Source organism: Streptomyces caniferus, from assembly GCF_009811555.1.
GTDB classification, from domain to species: Bacteria; Actinomycetota; Actinomycetes; order Streptomycetales; family Streptomycetaceae; genus Streptomyces; species Streptomyces caniferus.
On sequence record NZ_BLIN01000005.1, the window covers coordinates 3,647,388 to 3,663,112 of the forward strand.

Below are 15,725 nucleotides of genomic sequence, written 5' to 3' on the forward strand. Positions count from 1 at the left end.
CCCTATCGCGCCAGTAATCACTGGCACAGTGGGAGAGTAGGGCAGCCACGTACCGAGCGGTAGGGGGTGGGCGACAGGAGTTACCGCCGGTCGTCCCAGGCCCCGGCGTCGCACCCCCGGCATAGGCTGGGCCCGTGGCAGCGAACGAAAATCCCCAGGACGCGCTCACGGAACCCGAGGCACACCCCCCGGCGCGGGAATTCCGCATGGCCGACCTGGCCAGGGAAGCCGGTATCACCGTCCGTACGCTGCGCTTCTACCGCGAGCGCAAGCTCATCCCGCCGCCCCGCCGCGAGGGCCGGATCGCCTGGTACAACGACCATCACCTGGCCCGCCTGCGCACCATCGGCGCCCTCCTGGAACGCGGCCACACCCTCGGCGGCATCGCGGAACTCCTCTCGGCCTTCGACACCGGCCGCGACGTGGGCGAACTGCTCGGCCTGGAGAACCCCCTCGTCCCGCCCTGGTCCGAGGAGACCCGCGTCCGCCTCTCCCCCGAGGAACTCGCCGATCACTTCAGCGAGGACATCACCGCCGAGAACCTCACCACGTCCCTGGACATCGGCTACCTCGCCGTCGACGGCGACGAGTTCGTCCACATCAGCCGCCGCCTGCTGGACGCCTCCACCGAACTCGTCGGCCAGGGCATCCCGTTGGCCGCCGTCCTCGAAGCCGGCCGCCAGGTACGCATCCACGCCGACGCCCTCGCCGACGTCTTCGCCACCCTCATCCGCACCCACGTCCTGTCCGACGTCCTCGCCCGCGCCTCGGCGGGCGAGGCCCCCGGCCCCCACGAGGCCGACCGCATCGCCGAGACCTTCGAGAAGCTCCGCCCGCTCACCAAGGGCGTGGTCGAGGCCGAGCTCTCCATGGCGGTGGACCGCCGCGTCCGGGCGGAGCTGGCGCAGTGGCTGCGGGAGCAGGGCCAGGAAGGGACGTGACCGCGCACCGGCGGGCGGGCGCGCCTCAGCCGCACGGCGCCCCGGACCGCAGGAAGTGGTCGAGCAGGCGCCGTACGGCCAGGTCCTGCTCGGACCGCGTCTCCTCCGCCGCGACGAGCTGCGCGGCATAGCTGCGCACCAGCCCGGCCCAGACATAGTGCCCCTGCGCCTGCTCGGCGAGCAGATGCGCGTCGCACAGCTCGGCGAGGTGCCGCCGGGTGCGCTCGGCCTCCCGACCGGCCAGGGCCGCCGCGGTCGGGACGCCCACACAGGTGCCGGGGTGCAGTCCGAGGATGCGGAACAGCCGGGCGGCGCCGCTCGACAGCGCCCGGTAGCTGCGGTAGAGGCTGGCCTCCACGGACAGATCGGCCTCGGGTGCGGACAGCTCGGGCAGCCGGCGGCGCTCGTCGGCCAGCTTCTTCGTCCAGCACGCCAGCGACCAGTCGGGGTGGGCCATCAGCCGTGCCGCGGCGATCCGCAGCGCCAGCGGCAGCCGGTCGCACCGTTCGACGAGTCCCCTGGCGGCGGCCCCCTCCGCCGCCAGACGCTCCGGCCCCAGCGCGTTGCCGAGCAGCTGGAGGGCGTCGGCCGGGGCCAGCGGTCCCACCGTGACCAGTGCGGCCCCGTCGTGGACCATCAGCCCGCTCAGACGTCTTCGGCTGGTCACCAGCGCCAGGCAGCCCGGTGTCGCGGGCAGCAGCGGGCGGGCCTGTTCAGCCGTGCCGGCGTTGTCCAGCAGGACGAGCATCCGCCGTCCGGCGAGCAGCGAGCGGTACAGCGCCGAGCGCTCCGTGACCGCGTCGGGGATCTCCGCCTCCGGCACCCCCAGGGCCCGCAGGAACGCGGACAGCGCGGTTCCGGCGCGCATCGGGGGCCGCTCGAAGCCCCGCAGGTCGACGAAGAGCTGCCCGTCGGGGAACGCGTCCTTGAGGCGGTGCGCCCACTGCACCGCCAGAGTGGTCTTGCCGGCTCCTCCCCCGCCCGCGAGCACCACGCAGCCCGGTTCCGGCACCCGGTCCAGGTGCTGGTCCAGCGTCGCGAGCTCGGCCACGCGGCCACAGAAGTCGCCTATAGGGGGCGGGAGTTGGGCGACGGCGGGCCGCGGCGCCGGCAGCCGGCCGGAGGCCTGGGGGGCGGCCGGGCCCGGACCGACCTCGGGGGGACGGGCCGGGCGCGGCGCGCCCGCGCGCTTTTGGCCGAGCACCGCCAGGTAGGCCTCGTCGAGGGCCGGACCGGGATCGATGCCCAGCTGGTCCTTCAACTGCCGCCTGGTCCGGTGGTAGTGGTCGAGGGCTTCGGCCTGCCGGCCGCTCGCCTGCAGCGCGCGCATCAGAAGGGCGTTCAGCTCCTCGTGCAGGGGATGCTCCGCGAGCCATGCGGTCAACTCCGTGACCACTTCCCCGTAGCGGCCGAGCACCAGCAGCTTCGCCCCGAGATCCTGCAGCGCCGCCACCCTGGCCTGGGCCAGACCGGTGCCCAGCATCCGGCGCACCCGGTCGCCGGGCACATCCGCCAACGCCTCGCCCCGCCACATGCCCAGGGCCTGGCGCAGCATCGTGACGGCGGTCCGCGGCTCGGCGTCCCGAGCGCCGAAGACCAGGTCCTGGAACCGGTTGGCGTCCACCGCGCACGGATCGGCGATCAGGGCGTATCCCTGTCCACGGGTGGTGAGTTCGGCATGGCCGGCCAGCAGCCGGCGCAGGCGGTGCACGTGATTGTGGACGACGCCTCTCGCGCTGGCCGGCGGATCCGCGTCCCAGGCGAGGTCGATCATTCTGTTGACCGGGACGACTTGATTGACCTCACTGATCAGAATTGCGGCCACGGTGCGCAGTCGGCCCGTTCCCAGGGTCAGCAGTCGGTCATTGTTCACTTCGATTTCAACCGGCCCTAGTAGCCGCAACTGAACCATTGTGCCCTCAAGTTGATGCCGACGAAGGACGCACGGGAAACCGCCCTTTTGCCTCGGAAGACCACGGGCGGGAACACAAGGTTCCGTTTCGCCTTTCCACTCTCACTATATGGACGAATTCACGGTATTGACGAAAGGTCAGTGGCGGTTGCGGACGTCATGAGCAACATGTGAGCGAATCATGAGCGGGGCGGCGAAGCATCACTACTGCGCCGGTCGCGGCGGCCCTCCCCTGGCCGCCGGCCGGCCCGGCCTCCGCCGCCCGATGGCCCGGGAAGCGGAGCGGACTGACCATCCGTACCCATGAGGAGAAACCATGTCCACGAAGAACGTGCTGAAGAAGAGCATCGCCGCGGCAGCCCTGTGCGCGGCGCTGTGCGGCACGGCCGTCGCCTTCCCGGCAACGGCCTCGGCCTCGCCGGTCGCCGCCGCCGCGGCCGCGGGCGAATCGCCCGTCGATGTCGGCGCCAACGCCAACCTGAACTTCAATGTCGACGTGCTCGGCATCGCCAACAAGATCGAGTCGTCGATCAAGACCGCCCAGAACCGCGAGGGCTTCGTCAAGAACCTGATGGAGTCGGCGTTCTACGCCAGCGGCGGCCAGTACAACGTCATGGTGCACAACCTCAGCCAGCCCTACGAGGAGCACCTGAACGGCGTGAAGGCGTACGGCTCCGCCACCTATGACGGCGTCGTCTACGGCATCTGGGTCTTCGAGGACGGCGAGTTCACGAACCAGGGCGACGGCGGCTACATCAACTGGGCCTTCAAGGGCTGGTTCGACCGCCCGGACAACGGCGGCTACGTGAAGTTCTCCCGCCCCTGACCCACCCCGCTCCACCTCGCGACCGGCCTTCCGGCGGTCGACGGCGGCCCGCCGCACATCCCGGCGGGCCGCCCCCGAGCCGGGGCGCCCTCGAATTCCCCCGGGGGGCGCCCCACCTCGGCGGGGGCACCCCGCGGATCACGGGGCGGTCCGGGTCAGCGCTCGTACACCACCGTCACCGGCGCATGATCGCTCCACCGCTGGTCGTAGGCGGCCGCGCGCTCCACCCAGGCCTTCACCGCGCGCCGGGCGAGGCCGGGCGTGGCGAGCTGGTAGTCGATGCGCCACCCCGCGTCGTTGTCGAAGGCGCGGCCCCGGTAGGACCACCACGAGTACGGGCCCTCGGTGTCCGGGTGCAGGCCGCGGACGACGTCCACATAGCCGCCGCGGGTCTCGTCGAGGACATCGCTCAGCCAGGCGCGCTCCTCGGGGAGGAAGCCGGACTTCTTCTGGTTGGCCTTCCAGTTCTTCAGGTCGGCCTCCTGGTGGGCGATGTTCCAGTCGCCGCACACCACCACCTCACGGCCGTCCGCCGCGGCCCGCTTGCGCAGGTCGACGAGGTAGGGCAGGAACTCCGCCAGGAAGCGTTCCTTCTCGTCCTGCCGCTCGGTGCCGACCTCGCCGGAGGGCAGGTAGAGGCTGGCGACGGTCACCCCGGGCAGGTCCGCCTCGACGTACCGCCCGCTGTCGTCGAATTCCGCCGACCCGAAGCCCACCTGGACCCGCTCCGGCTCCCGCCGCGTGCAGAGCGAGACCCCGGCCCGGCCCTTGGCCGCCGCCGGGGCGTGCACGGTGTGCCACCCCGCGGGCTCCCGCACCTCTTCCGGGAGCTGAGCGGCCTCGGCCCGCACCTCCTGGAGGCACAGCACATCGGCCGCGGTCTCCGCCAGCCACGGCACGAAGCCCTTCTTGGCCGCGGCACGCAGGCCGTTCACATTCACAGTGGTCACGGTGAGCATCCGGGCACGATACCCATCCCGGACCTCGTGGCGCCCGGCGGCCGCCCGCCCGTACGATTTCCGGAATGGAGATACGTACCGTCCGCTACGACCACCCCGACGCGGTGGCGCTCGACGCACTGGTGCAGCAGGAGTACGTCCGCCGCTACGGCGACGGGGACATCACACCGCTGGACCCGGAGATGTTCGCCCCTCCGCACGGTACGTACCTGATCGCCTACGACGGCGCCCGCCCGCTGGCCACCGGCGGATGGCGGCGCCAGGAGGACACGGCCGAGGGCTACGCGCTCGGCGACGCCGAGATCAAGCGGATGTTCGTGGTCGCCGAGGCGCGCGGACGGGGGCTGGCCCGGCGGATCCTGGCCGCCCTTGAAGCGGACGCACGGGCCGCCGGACGCTCCCGCATGGTGCTGGAGACCGGCACCGAGCAGCCCGAGGCGCTGGAGCTGTACGCCTCCAGCGGTTACGCCCTGGTCGAGAGGAAATTCGGGCTGTACCGGACCTACGACGACAGCCGGTGCATGGTGAAGTCGCTGGTCGCGGCCGACTGAGGGGTCCTTCGGCGCCCCTTCGCCCCGCCGGGGCGGCCGCCCTCGCCCCGCTTCTGACGGCACCCTTTGTTGACACGCCTCCCGGCGGCTCTCCATACTCATTCCACTAATCAACTAGCTAAAGGGGGGATCCGGGTGAGCGACCCGAGCCCATGGGCCATCGAGGCCGAAGGACTGGGGAAGAAGTACCGCCGCGGCTGGGCGCTGCGGGACTGCTCCTTCCGGCTCCCCGCCGGCCACATCTGCGCGCTCGTCGGACCCAACGGCGCGGGCAAGAGCACGTTCCTGGGCACCGCGACCCGGCTGCTGCAGCCGACCACCGGAACCCTGAAGCTGTTCGGCGTCCCGGTCTCCGACCCGGCCGTGCTGCAGCGGGTCGCCTTCCTCGCGCAGGACAAGCCCCTCTACCCGCGCTTCACCGTGGCCGAGACCCTGCGCCTGGGCCGCGAGCTGAACCCGCGCTGGGACCAGGCACTGGCCGAGCGGATCGTACGGTCGGGGAAGGTGCCGTTCGACGCGCGGATCGGGACCCTCTCGGGCGGCCAGCGCACCCGCGTCGCCTTCGCCCTCGCCTTCGGCAAGCGGCCCGCGCTGCTGCTGCTCGACGAGCCGATGTCCGACCTCGACCCGCTCGCCCGGCACGAGCTGTCGGGGCTGCTGATGGCCGAGGCCGCCGAGCACGGCACGACGGTCCTGATGTCGTCCCACATGCTCGCCGAGATGGAGGTCATGTGCGACTACCTCCTCGTCCTCGCCGAGGGCCGGCTGCGGATGGCCGGCCAGACCGATGAGCTGGTGCCCGCGCACGTGCTGGTGACGGGCGTGGCCGACGGCGACGGCACGGTGCCCGAGGAGCTGCGGACCCGGCACACCGTGGTCGAGTCCCGGGTCACCGGGCGGCAGTTCAGCGCCCTGGTCCGGCCGCACGGCCCGCTCTCCGACAGCTGGGAGACCCTCGCGCCGAGCCTGGAGGAGGTCCTGCTGGCCTGTCTGCGCTCGCCCGACGCGCCCACCCTGATCGCGGACGAGGCCCGTATCGACGGACCGCGGGAGGCCGCCGCGTGAGCCGGACCACCACCGTCGGCGCACCGGTCGGGACGGCCGCGGACGGCGGCCCCGCAGGCGCCGTCCGACGCGGCCTGCTGCACGGCCTGCCCTGGCTGGTCTGGCACCGGCACCGCTCGCTGCTGCGCATCGCCCTGCTGATCACCGTCGCGGGCTGTGCGACCTTCGCCTACCAGCGCATCGGCCTGATGGACTTCCTGCACACCAAGGGCGCCTCGGCGTCCGCCGGGGGGCCGGTGGCCGACGAGTTCCAGAACAGCTTCGGCACGATGCTCAAGAACGACATCCAGTTCCTGGAGTTGCTGCCGGTACTCGCCGGCATGTTCCTCGGCGCCCCCCTGATCGCGGGCGAGCAGGAGCGCGGCACCGTCAAGCTGGTCACCACCCAGTCGGTCAGCCGCGGCCGCTGGATCGCCGCCACGCTCGGCCTGCCGCTGGCCCTCGTCGCACTGTGCACCACCCTGCTGTCGGCCGCCTTCACCTGGCTGTGGTCACCGGCCCACGCCCTGGTCGCCGACGGTGACTGGCTGGAGAGCGGCGCCTTCGACACCACCGGACCGGTCCCGGTCGCCAAGACCCTGTTCCTGACCGCCTGCGGTATCGCCCTCGGCATGCTGATCAAGCGGGTGACGGCGGCGATGGCGGCCACCGTCGTCCTCACCGCCCTCGTCTCCGTGGTCTGGACCGAGAAGGTGCGCCCGCTCCTCGGCACACTGCGCAGCGTCAGCTACCCGTACGACGGCGACGGCCCCCGGCTGCCGGCCGCCGCCGTGCGGATCGACGACTGGGTGTCCACCGCCGACGGCAAGCTCTACGGCTTCGGCACCTGCGTCCACGGCGACGCCGAGGCCTGCCGGGCCAAGCTGGGCATCGTCAACCGGGTGACCCAGTACTTCGACTACGGGCAGATGGCGGGCATGCAGTGGCTGGGCGCGGGGATCCTGCTGGCGCTGGCGGCCGTGATCCTCTCGTTCGTCGTGTGGCAGGCACACCGGCGGCCGCTCTGAACGGCGAGGCGCCCGGCGGGCCGTGCGGGCGCCGGCCCGCGGGTACCTCCCGTACGGGGAACCCCCCGGGCGGCGCTTTGACACCCGGCGCGACCAGCCCGATCATCAAGCGGTCGGGCAGCACGGTCCCGGCGGCACACCGGCCGGCACCGACGGAAGCAGCAGAGAGGTGGTGAGCGTCGTCGAGTTCCGCATCGACCGCCGCAGCGGCGTCGCCACCTACCTCCAGATCGTCCAACAGGTCCAGCAGGCCCTGCGGTTGGGCATCCTGGTGGAGGGCGACCGCCTGCCGACCGCCGCGCAGGTCGCCGCCACGACCAAGGTCAACCCCAATACGACCCTCAAGGCGTACCGCGAACTGGAGCGCGAGGGCCTGGTCGAACCGCGCCCGGGCCTCGGCACCTTCGTCAGCCGTACGCTCGCCCGCCCCGAGTCCGCGGCGGACGCCCTGCTGCGCGAGGAGCTCCGCTCCTGGATGGACCGGGCCCGCACGGAGGGACTGGCCCGGGAGGACGTCCAGGCGCTGGTGAACTCGGTGCTGCAGGACCGGTATCCGGACAGCTGAGCGAGCGGGACGGCGGTACGAGCGGGACGGCTGAGCCGGGCGGGGTCGTCGAGCCGGCGGGCGGAGGACAGACCGGCGGCAGGCCCCGCCCCTTCGCCCTCTCTCCCCACCGCTTCGCCCTCCCCCTCACTTCGCGCCTCCCCCGGCTTGACCCTCACCCCACGTCAGGTTCCACCCTGAAGGACGGCACGGCCCCCGCCGAACCGGCGGCACCCCCACCGGGAAGGACGGGCCGGCCGGACACGACGGGACGAAAGGCGCTGTGATGAGCTACTCGGTCGGGCAGGTCTCCGGCTTCGCGGGGATCACGGTGCGGACCCTGCACCACTACGACAAGGCCGGGCTGCTCTCCCCCAGCGACCGCAGCCCCGCCGGCTACCGCCTCTACAGCGACGCCGACCTCGCCCGGCTGCAGCAGATCCTCTTCTACCGGGAGCTCGGCTTCCCGCTCGACGAGATCGCCACCATCCTGGCGGACCCGCAGGCCAACGCCCTCGATCACCTCCGCGCCCGGCACCGCCTCCTCACCGGCCAGATCGCCACACTGCAGCGGCTGGTCGAGGTCGCCGAACACGCCATGGAGGTCCAGCAGACCGGCGTGGAGCTGACCCCCGAGGAGCGGTTCGAGGTCTTCGGCGAGGTGACCTTCGACCTCACCTACGCCACCCAGGCCCATCTGAAGTGGCAGCACCGCGAGAGCTACCAGCACTCGATGGCACGGGCCGCCGCGCACTCCAAGGAGGACTGGGCCACGATCATGGCCGAGGCCGCCGACTGGCGCCTGCGGCTCATCGCCGCCTTCGACGCCGAGGAACCCGCGGACGGCCCACGGGCCATGGATCTCGCCGAGGAACACCGGCAGCACATCGCCCGCTGGTTCACCCCGTGCCCCACCGACGTCCACGCCCGGATCGCCGACGGCTTCGTCACCGATCCCCGCGCCTTCGCCCTGGTCGTCCCCGCCACCGAACAACGCCCCGGCCTCGCCCCGTACCTGCACACGGCCGTCCACGCGAACGCCGTACGCCGCTCCTCGCGCCACGAGGCCTGAGCCGGGCTCGGCTCAGCACGGCCCGGCCCGGCTCGGCTCAGCACGGCCCGGCCCGGCGCCCCCCGAGTTCCGCACGGCCCCCGGGCACCACACCAGGACGCCCCCCGGCTCGCCCCCTCCACGGCACCCCCATGCCCACCCCGGGGGCGCGCCCTCCACCCACGCCTCTCCACCTCCCTGAACCGAAGGCGGACCGCCCCATGACCCACAAGATCCTCATCACCGCCGCCGGTTCGTACGGCGACGTCGCCCCGTACACCGGCGTGGGCGCCCGGCTCCGCGAGGCCGGCCACGAGGTCGCCCTCGCCACCCACGACACCTACGCCGACCTCGTACGCGCCGCCGGCCTGGAGTTCCGCCGCCTGCCGGCCGACCCCCGCACCCGCGCCCACCGGCCCGGCGCCGCCGGAGAGGCACAGCCCACCGCCCCCGCCGGCGGACGCACCCTCATGCGCCAGGCCGCCGCCTTCATCAAGGAACTCGGCGGCGGCATCGCCGACGCGGCCCACGAGGACACCGGCCTCCTCCTGCTCTCCGCCACCACCGCGCCCCTCGGCCACCACCTCGCCGAGGCGCTGGACATCCCGTCCCTGGACCTGCCCCTGGTGCCCGGCGCCCCCACCGGCGACTTCGCCCCGGTCGTCGGCGGCGGCCGCTCACTGGGCCGCGGGGGCAACCGCGCCGCCGGCCGCCTCTCGCTCCGCGTCATCGACCGCCTCTACGCCGACGCGACCCGCGACCTGCGCACCCGCCTCGGCCTGCCGCCCGCCGCCCCCCGCACGGTCCGCCGTCGCACCGAAGCCGCCGGCCGGCCGGTCCTGCACGGCTTCAGCGAGGTCCTGGTGCCCCGCCCCGCGGACTGGCGTACCGGCCTGGACGTGGTCGGGAACTGGTGGCCCTGGCATGCCCCCGACGCCCAACTCCCGCCCGTAGTGGAGGACTTCCTCGCCGCTGGCCCGCCCCCGGTCTTCATCGGCTTCGGCAGCATGGCGGGCGGCGACGGCGAGCGCGTGAGCACCCTCGCGGTACGCGCCCTGCGCCGGGCCGGGCTGCGCGGCATCCTCCAGTCCGGCTGGGCCGGGCTGACCACCCGCCACACCCCGGAGCACGCCGACGTCCTCACCATCGGCGACGTCCCGCACGCCCTGCTCTTCCCCCGGATGTCCGCAGTGGTGCACCACTGCGGCGCCGGCACCGCCGCCGCGGGGCTGCGTGCGAAGGTCCCCACGGTCCCGGTCCCGGTCACCGCCGACCAGCCCTTCTGGGCCCACCGCCTGACCGCCCTGGGCGCTGCCACCGCCCCGATCCCCTTCCGCGAGCTGTCCGCCGACAACGCCGCCGACCGCCTGGCCCACGCCCTCGCCCAGGCCACCGCCGCCCCCGAGCGCCGCCGGCACGCCGCCGAGGCCGCCCACCGCCTCGCCGCCGAGGACGGCGCCGGCGAGGTCCTCGCGGCGGTCGAACGCCTGCGGGGATGACCCACCCGGAGGCCGCGGGCAGGCAGCGAAGCTCACCCGCCGGGCCAAACCTCCACCCGTTCGGCGGCCCGGTGACCCGCCCCGGGATGCGACCACCCGCCACAAGGCGTGGGCTCACCACTATGACCACATTCCGCCAACGCCCCCCGCTCCGCAGAATGCTGCTCCACGCCATAGCCACGGCGGCCATGGGCTCCGTCCTCCCCCTGACGGCCTCCCAGGTGGCCCACGCCGCCGGTGCCGCCCCCTCCCCCGTCGGCACCTGGGCCCACCCCACGACCTCCCACTACCGCATCAGCTCGCCCTACGGCGTACGCGGCACCTGGCGCGCCGGCCACCACACCGGCATCGACCTCGCCGTCCGCTCCGGCACCCGGGTCAGATCCGTCGGCTCCGGCACCGTCGTCCTCGCCAGGAGGTCGGGCGCCTACGGCAAGGCCGTGACGATCCGGATGAAGGACGGCCGCTACGTCCTCTTCGGCCACCTCTCGCGCATCACCGTCCGCCCCGGCCAGAAGGTCCGCGCCCGCACCCGCCTCGGCTACAGCGGCGCCACCGGCCGCGTCACCGGCCCCCACCTCCACTTCGAGGTACGCAAGAGCCGCCGCTACGGATCGGACATCAACCCCCTCGCCTACCTCGCCCAACACGGCATCCGCCTGACCTCCCGCTCCTTCACCCGCTGACCGCGCGGACGACGCGGCCGCATGAGCGGGCCGCCGAGCAGCGAGCCATCGACCTCGCTCATGCCTCAGGACCGCCACCGCACGTGGACAGCAAGGAAGCCCTCCCCACCATTCCCCAACTTTCCTCAAACTTCCCTACCAAACCCTCAACAAGGGAAGTTAGAGTACTTTCATGACCGACAGCCTCTACTCCGTGGAACAGGTAGCCGAACGCCTGGGCCTGCACGTCCGCACCATCCGCAACTACGTGCGGGACGGCCGGCTGCCCGCGGTCCGCATCGGCAAGCAGTACCGGATCGCGCACGAGGACCTCGAAGCGTTCACCGGCCGCCCGGTGAACGCCCCCGGCGACACGGCCGGGCAGCAGCGGCACACCGAGGTGTCGAGCATCGTGGAGATCGACGCGATCAGCCGCCACACGGCCGACCGCCTGACCACCCTCCTGATGAGCTCGGCCGCCCATCGCAGCCCGGGGGACGCCCCCCTGCGGATCGAGACGGCCTACGACGCGGAGCGGTCCCGGATGAAGGTCATCGTCCTGGGCGGCCTGGCCGACACCGCCCGGCTGTTCGACTACATGGAGGGGGTACTCGCCTCATGAGTGCGATCTACAAATCCGAGGCCGGCGCGCACGAGATCCGGCGGCGCTACCAGGAGGACCTGCGCAACTGGCCGGTCCCCGCCGAGCAGCTACGGGTGCCGACCCGCGAGGGCGAGACCTTCGTCATGGTCTCCGGCCCCCGGGACGCGCCGCCCCTCGTGCTGCTGCACGGCTCGGGTGCGAACACCACGACGTGGCAGGACGACATCGCCTCCTGGTCGCGGCACTTCCGCACCTACGCCCTCGACCTCATCGGCGAACCGGGCTTGAGCGCGCCGTCCCGCCCGCCCCTGTCCTCCGACTCCCATGCCCGCTGGCTGGACGACGTACTGGACGGCCTCGGGATCACCAGCACCTCGCTCGTCGGGATGTCGCTCGGCGGCTGGGTGGCGCTGGACTACGCCACCCGCCACCCCGAGCGGGTGACCCGCCTGGCCCTGCTCTGCCCCGGCGGCATCGGGAAGCAGAAGACCGGCTGGCTCTTCAAGGCCCTGCTCCTGCGCCCCTTCGGACGCTGGGGCGCACGCCGGTCGGTCCGCACCGTCGCGGGCCTGCACACACCGGAGGCCCGTCACGTCCTCGACCAGGTGATGCTGACCTTCTCCCACTTCAACCCGCGCACCGAGCGACTGCCCGTCTTCCCCGACAGCGCACTGCGCCGCCTGACCATGCCGGTCCTGCTGACCGCCGGCGTCCGCGACGTCATGTTCGACTCCACCGAATCCGCCCGCCGCATACGCCACTGCCTCCCCCACGCAACCGTGAACCTCCTGCCCCACGCAGGTCACGCCATCCTCGGACAGACCGACTCCGTCCTGACCTTCCTCCGCTCCTGACCCCTCGCCACATCCGCCACAACGGAGACACCCCAGCCCCCTCGCCAACGCAAGGAACAGCCCTCCACGGCTCCCGACTTGCCGGGCCCCATCCCCCGGAGCCGACGCGCAGAGCGTCCGGCAACCTCGGCAAGCGCCCGCCGCCGAACGGCCCGCCCGCAGTTGCTGTACTCCACCGCCACAACGACACGAAAAAGCCCCCACCGGATATCCCCGGCGGGGGCTTTGACGTGCTGTGGACCTGAGGGGATTCGAACCCCTGACCCCCTCGTTGCGAACGAGGTGCGCTACCAGCTGCGCCACAGGCCCTTGCGACGAGTGAAACTCTAGCATCTCGGTCGCGGTGCTCGGAAATCGCTTCCGGTGCTGGTCAGCGGAGGGCCGTCACTCGTTCGCCGCGCGCGGGCGGTCCTCGTCCTCGTACTGGTCGAAGAGGGGGGTGCGGCCGCGGGTGCGGCGGCCGGGGTGGGTGGGGCGGTCCTGGGAGGGGGTGCCGGGCTGGGGGTGGTCGGGGACGGAGCTGGAGCGGGCGGAGCTCCAGGCGTCCTCGGCGTCCAGGTCGACATGGCTGGTCGCGCGGGGGGCGACCGGGGCGGTGACGTAGGTGGGGAGCGGGACCGGGACCGGGTCCCAGCTGCCGCCCGCGGGGCGCGGGCGTTCGCGTTCGCGCTGCTGGTCGACCCACTCGGCGTGGTCGGTCTCCTCGACCAGGGCGCGGCGGCCCGCGGTGTGGGCGGGGGTCGCGGGGCGGGGCGGTTCCGGGGCGGCGGCGGCCGGGGGGTCGGTGCGGACGTCGGCCGGGTGGTCGTCGGCGGGCGGCTGGTCGGCCGCCTGCTGCGGGCGGTGCCGCCGGCCTTCCCGCAGTCGCTGGGCCGCCGCCTCCGCCTTGCGCCGGTCCATGGTGAAGGTGAAGCGCCGCCGCTCCTGGGCGCGCAGGTAAATGATGTACGCGGTCAGGAGGAGGGCGGGCAGGGCGGGGGCCCAGAGGAAGGGCAGGCCGCCGACCGCGGCGACGATGGCGCCGGCGGTGAAGGTGAGGAAGAGGATGGTGGTGGTGCGCCGGCGGCGGGCGAGGACCTTGGCGCGCTTGGTCCGCTCGGCGGCGGAGGGGCGCGGCGGGGCGGACTGCACCCGGGTGTGCGGAGCCTCGGCCTGGTCCGCGGACGCGGGGTCGCCGAAGGCCCGGGCGGCGGCCTCGTCGGCCGGGGCGTCCGGGTCCACGTCGTCGCCCGCATCGTCGGCGGGGAACTCCCCGTGCGCCTTGTCGTAACGGCGCTGCATCGCCGCCCGTCCGGACAGCAGCCGGATGGCGGTGCTGAAGCGCTCGGTCGGACGGGCCTCGTTGAGCTCGTCCTGCCTACGGAGCCACATCGGCACCAAGTAGGCGGCCCAGGCCCCGACGATGACTGCGTAGATGAGGCCGCTGCTTCTCACAACTCACACGGTAGAGGGGTTTGCAGGGGGCCATCCGCCAATTGGGCCGGTGTGTCGCACGATCTGGCTGATATCTCGAACTTTTTTGTGATGGTAGAGATCAGCGCATCCACCGATCCGGTCAATCAGGGAATACATTCGAACATTTATTTTATTTGTGGGGTGTGCCGGGCGCGGTCGGCTTCTCCCGGCGCCAGCGGTTGAGCAGGCCCTCGGGCACTTCTTCCGCGGTGAGGGCGAAAACCAGGTGGTCGCGCCAGGCGCCGTCGATGTGGAGGTAGCGCGGGCGGACGCCCTCTTCGCGAAAGCCGAGCTTTTCGACCACCCGGCGGCTGGGGACGTTCTCCGGGCGAATACAGATCTCGATGCGGTGCAGGCCCACGGACCGGAAACAGTGGTCGACGGCGAGCGCCACGGCGGTCGGAATGACGCCGCGGCCCGCGACGTCCCGGTCGACCCAGTAGCCGATATGGCCGGAGCACATGGAGCCCCAGGTGATGCCCGCGACCGTCAGCTGGCCGACGAGCCGGCCGCGGTATTCGACGACGAACGGCAGCATCCGGCCGGCGTGCGCCTCCGCCCGCAGATGGCGGACCATCTGACGGTATGTGGGGCGCTGCGGGGGGACGAGGCCGGGCGGGGGCGGCGGGACGGTCGCTTCCCAGGGGCGCAGCCAGTCGCGGTTACGGCGGTTGACCTCGCGCCAGGCCCGCTGGTCGCGCGCCTTTATCGGACGGAGGGTCACCACTCCGTCCGTGAGGACCACCGGCCAGGGCGCGTTCAGCTCGGGCTCCCGGAAGGTCTGGGGTGGTCGCCGCCGCGGATCTGGTCGACGGCGTGCGGCAGCAGGTCGGCGAGGACGGCGAGGCCGTCGCGGACCCCGCCGGTCGAACCGGGGAGGTTGACGATCAGGGTCCGGCCGGCGACACCCGCCAGTCCCCGGGAGAGCGCGGCGGTGGGGACCTTCGTACGGCCGGCGGCGCGGATCGCCTCGGGGATGCCGGGGACCTCGTAGTCCAGGACCCGGCGGGTGGCCTCGGGGGTGCGGTCGGTGGGCGAGAGGCCCGTACCGCCGGTGGTGAGGACGACGGCGTAGCGGGCGGAGGCGACGGCGCCGCGCAGGGCGGCTTCCACCGGGTCGCCGTCGGGCACCACCTGCGGGCCGTCGACCTCGAAGCCCATGGCGGTCAGGCCCTCGGCGAGCAGCGGGCCGCCCTTGTCGGGGTAGACGCCGGCCGCGGCGCGGTTGGAGGCGGTGACGACCAGGGCGCGGGCGGCCGTCATGACCGGCTCCAGTCGCCGGACTTGCCGCCGGTCTTCTCCTCCACACGGATGTCGGAGATCACCGCGGCCTTGTCGACGGCCTTGACCATGTCGACGACGGTGAGCGCGGCGACCGAGACGGCGGTCAGGGCCTCCATCTCGACGCCCGTGCGGTCGGTGGTCTTGACGGTGGCCGTGATCTCCACGGCGTCGTCGGTGAGGGAGAGGTCGACCGTGACGCCGGAGACGGACAGCGGGTGGCAGAGCGGGATCAGCTCGGGGGTGCGCTTGGCGCCCATGATGCCGGCGATCCTGGCGGTGGCCAGGGCGTCGCCCTTGGGCATGCCCTCGCCCCGCAGCAACTCGATGACCTGCGAGGAGACCAGGACGCGGCCGCGGGCGGTGGCCGTGCGGGCGGTGACGTCCTTCGCGGAGACGTCGACCATCCGCGCCGCGCCCGCCGCGTCGAGATGGGTGAGGTGTTGCTGGCCGCTGCTCATCGTTCTCCCGGTACCAAACTGCCGCCTGTGGGACGACACCGTACCCCCGG

17 protein-coding genes and 1 tRNA gene are annotated in these 15,725 nt (G+C 72.9%); 11 read left to right on the forward strand and 7 right to left on the reverse strand.

Annotated elements, in window-relative coordinates:
- Nucleotides 1-134: 134 nt before the first annotated feature.
- Complete coding sequence (locus tag Scani_RS32380; RefSeq protein WP_371872403.1) at nt 135-941, forward strand: MerR family transcriptional regulator; 807 nt, start codon at nt 135-137, stop codon at nt 939-941.
- A gap of 25 nt (nt 942-966) precedes the next feature.
- Here the strand turns inward: Scani_RS32380 and Scani_RS32385 are convergent, their stop codons facing one another.
- On the reverse strand, nt 967-2,814 hold the full coding sequence (locus tag Scani_RS32385; RefSeq protein WP_246296271.1) for an AfsR/SARP family transcriptional regulator: 1,848 nt from the start codon (nt 2,812-2,814) through the stop codon (nt 967-969).
- A 355-nt stretch (nt 2,815-3,169) separates the two neighbouring features.
- On the opposite strand from Scani_RS32385, the gene Scani_RS32390 reads away from it, so the two are divergent.
- Nucleotides 3,170-3,679: a stress protein gene (locus Scani_RS32390; RefSeq protein WP_159481300.1), complete on the forward strand. Its 510-nt coding sequence runs from the start codon at nt 3,170-3,172 to the stop codon at nt 3,677-3,679.
- A gap of 155 nt (nt 3,680-3,834) precedes the next feature.
- Here Scani_RS32390 and Scani_RS32395 read toward each other — a convergent pair whose 3' ends face one another.
- The gene (locus tag Scani_RS32395; RefSeq protein WP_159481301.1) at nt 3,835-4,638 is read right to left on the reverse strand and encodes an exodeoxyribonuclease III; all 804 of its coding nucleotides are present in this window, start codon (nt 4,636-4,638) and stop codon (nt 3,835-3,837) included.
- 65 nt (nt 4,639-4,703) lie between these two features.
- Between Scani_RS32395 and Scani_RS32400 the strand changes: the two genes are divergently transcribed.
- The 9 genes from Scani_RS32400 (at nt 4,704) to Scani_RS32440 (ending at nt 12,478) form a co-directional block, all read left to right on the forward strand.
- Nucleotides 4,704-5,189 carry a GNAT family N-acetyltransferase gene (locus Scani_RS32400; protein WP_159481302.1) on the forward strand — a complete coding sequence of 162 codons (486 nt, stop codon included), beginning with the start codon at nt 4,704-4,706 and terminating at the stop codon, nt 5,187-5,189.
- Nucleotides 5,190-5,324: 135 nt separating this feature from the next.
- A complete protein-coding gene (locus tag Scani_RS32405; RefSeq protein WP_159481303.1) occupies nt 5,325-6,254 on the forward strand; it encodes an ABC transporter ATP-binding protein in 930 nt (309 codons plus the stop codon).
- A complete protein-coding gene (locus tag Scani_RS32410; RefSeq protein ID WP_159481304.1) occupies nt 6,251-7,261 on the forward strand; it encodes an ABC-2 membrane transporter-related protein in 1,011 nt (336 codons plus the stop codon). The genes Scani_RS32405 and Scani_RS32410 overlap by 4 nt, the downstream gene beginning before the upstream one ends.
- Before the next feature lie 169 nt (nt 7,262-7,430).
- Complete coding sequence (locus Scani_RS32415) at nt 7,431-7,826, forward strand: GntR family transcriptional regulator (RefSeq protein WP_159481305.1); 396 nt, start codon at nt 7,431-7,433, stop codon at nt 7,824-7,826.
- 265 nt (nt 7,827-8,091) lie between these two features.
- Entirely contained in the window at nt 8,092-8,877 is a 786-nt protein-coding gene (locus tag Scani_RS32420) for a MerR family transcriptional regulator (RefSeq protein ID WP_159481306.1), read from the forward strand.
- Nucleotides 8,878-9,077: 200 nt separating this feature from the next.
- Nucleotides 9,078-10,355, forward strand: a complete 1,278-nt coding sequence (locus Scani_RS32425) for a glycosyltransferase (protein WP_159481307.1) — start codon at nt 9,078-9,080, stop codon at nt 10,353-10,355.
- 122 nt (nt 10,356-10,477) lie between these two features.
- Nucleotides 10,478-11,041 carry a M23 family metallopeptidase gene (locus tag Scani_RS41870; RefSeq protein ID WP_159481308.1) on the forward strand — a complete coding sequence of 188 codons (564 nt, stop codon included), beginning with the start codon at nt 10,478-10,480 and terminating at the stop codon, nt 11,039-11,041.
- Between the two features lie 172 nt (nt 11,042-11,213).
- A complete protein-coding gene (locus Scani_RS32435; RefSeq protein ID WP_159481309.1) occupies nt 11,214-11,642 on the forward strand; it encodes a helix-turn-helix domain-containing protein in 429 nt (142 codons plus the stop codon).
- Nucleotides 11,639-12,478, forward strand: a complete 840-nt coding sequence (locus Scani_RS32440; RefSeq protein WP_159481310.1) for an alpha/beta fold hydrolase — start codon at nt 11,639-11,641, stop codon at nt 12,476-12,478. The genes Scani_RS32435 and Scani_RS32440 overlap by 4 nt, the downstream gene beginning before the upstream one ends.
- 236 nt (nt 12,479-12,714) lie before the next feature.
- Here the strand turns inward: Scani_RS32440 and Scani_RS32445 are convergent.
- The 5 genes from Scani_RS32445 to moaC form a co-directional block, all read right to left on the reverse strand.
- A tRNA-Ala gene (locus Scani_RS32445) sits at nt 12,715-12,787 on the reverse strand.
- A 75-nt stretch (nt 12,788-12,862) separates the two neighbouring features.
- On the reverse strand, nt 12,863-13,912 hold the full coding sequence (sepX, locus tag Scani_RS32450) for a divisome protein SepX/GlpR (RefSeq protein ID WP_159481311.1): 1,050 nt from the start codon (nt 13,910-13,912) through the stop codon (nt 12,863-12,865).
- A 151-nt stretch (nt 13,913-14,063) separates the two neighbouring features.
- Nucleotides 14,064-14,678, reverse strand: a complete 615-nt coding sequence (locus Scani_RS32455; protein ID WP_159481312.1) for a GNAT family N-acetyltransferase — start codon at nt 14,676-14,678, stop codon at nt 14,064-14,066.
- A gap of 14 nt (nt 14,679-14,692) precedes the next feature.
- Nucleotides 14,693-15,196 (reverse strand): MogA/MoaB family molybdenum cofactor biosynthesis protein, encoded by a 504-nt coding sequence (locus Scani_RS32460; protein ID WP_159481313.1) that lies wholly within the window; start codon nt 15,194-15,196, stop codon nt 14,693-14,695.
- A complete protein-coding gene (gene moaC / locus Scani_RS32465; protein ID WP_159481314.1) occupies nt 15,193-15,675 on the reverse strand; it encodes a cyclic pyranopterin monophosphate synthase MoaC in 483 nt (160 codons plus the stop codon). Before moaC ends, Scani_RS32460 begins: the two co-directional genes overlap by 4 nt.
- Nucleotides 15,676-15,725 lie beyond the last annotated feature (50 nt).

Excerpts from the sequence above, each read along its gene's own strand:
- Scani_RS32420 (WP_159481306.1), top strand. The coding sequence starts at position 8,092 with ATGAGCTACTCGGTCGGGCAGGTCTCCGGCTTCGCGGGGATCACGGTG.
- Scani_RS32435 (WP_159481309.1), top strand. The coding sequence starts at position 11,214 with ATGACCGACAGCCTCTACTCCGTGGAACAGGTAGCCGAACGCCTGGGC.
- Scani_RS32390 (WP_159481300.1), top strand. The coding sequence starts at position 3,170 with ATGTCCACGAAGAACGTGCTGAAGAAGAGCATCGCCGCGGCAGCCCTG.
- moaC (WP_159481314.1), bottom strand. The coding sequence starts at position 15,675 with ATGAGCAGCGGCCAGCAACACCTCACCCATCTCGACGCGGCGGGCGCG.
- Scani_RS32460 (WP_159481313.1), bottom strand. The coding sequence starts at position 15,196 with ATGACGGCCGCCCGCGCCCTGGTCGTCACCGCCTCCAACCGCGCCGCG.
- Scani_RS32395 (WP_159481301.1), bottom strand. The coding sequence starts at position 4,638 with ATGCTCACCGTGACCACTGTGAATGTGAACGGCCTGCGTGCCGCGGCC.
- Scani_RS32425 (WP_159481307.1), top strand. The coding sequence starts at position 9,078 with ATGACCCACAAGATCCTCATCACCGCCGCCGGTTCGTACGGCGACGTC.
- Scani_RS32440 (WP_159481310.1), top strand. The coding sequence starts at position 11,639 with ATGAGTGCGATCTACAAATCCGAGGCCGGCGCGCACGAGATCCGGCGG.
- Scani_RS32400 (WP_159481302.1), top strand. The coding sequence starts at position 4,704 with ATGGAGATACGTACCGTCCGCTACGACCACCCCGACGCGGTGGCGCTC.
- Scani_RS41870 (WP_159481308.1), top strand. The coding sequence starts at position 10,478 with ATGACCACATTCCGCCAACGCCCCCCGCTCCGCAGAATGCTGCTCCAC.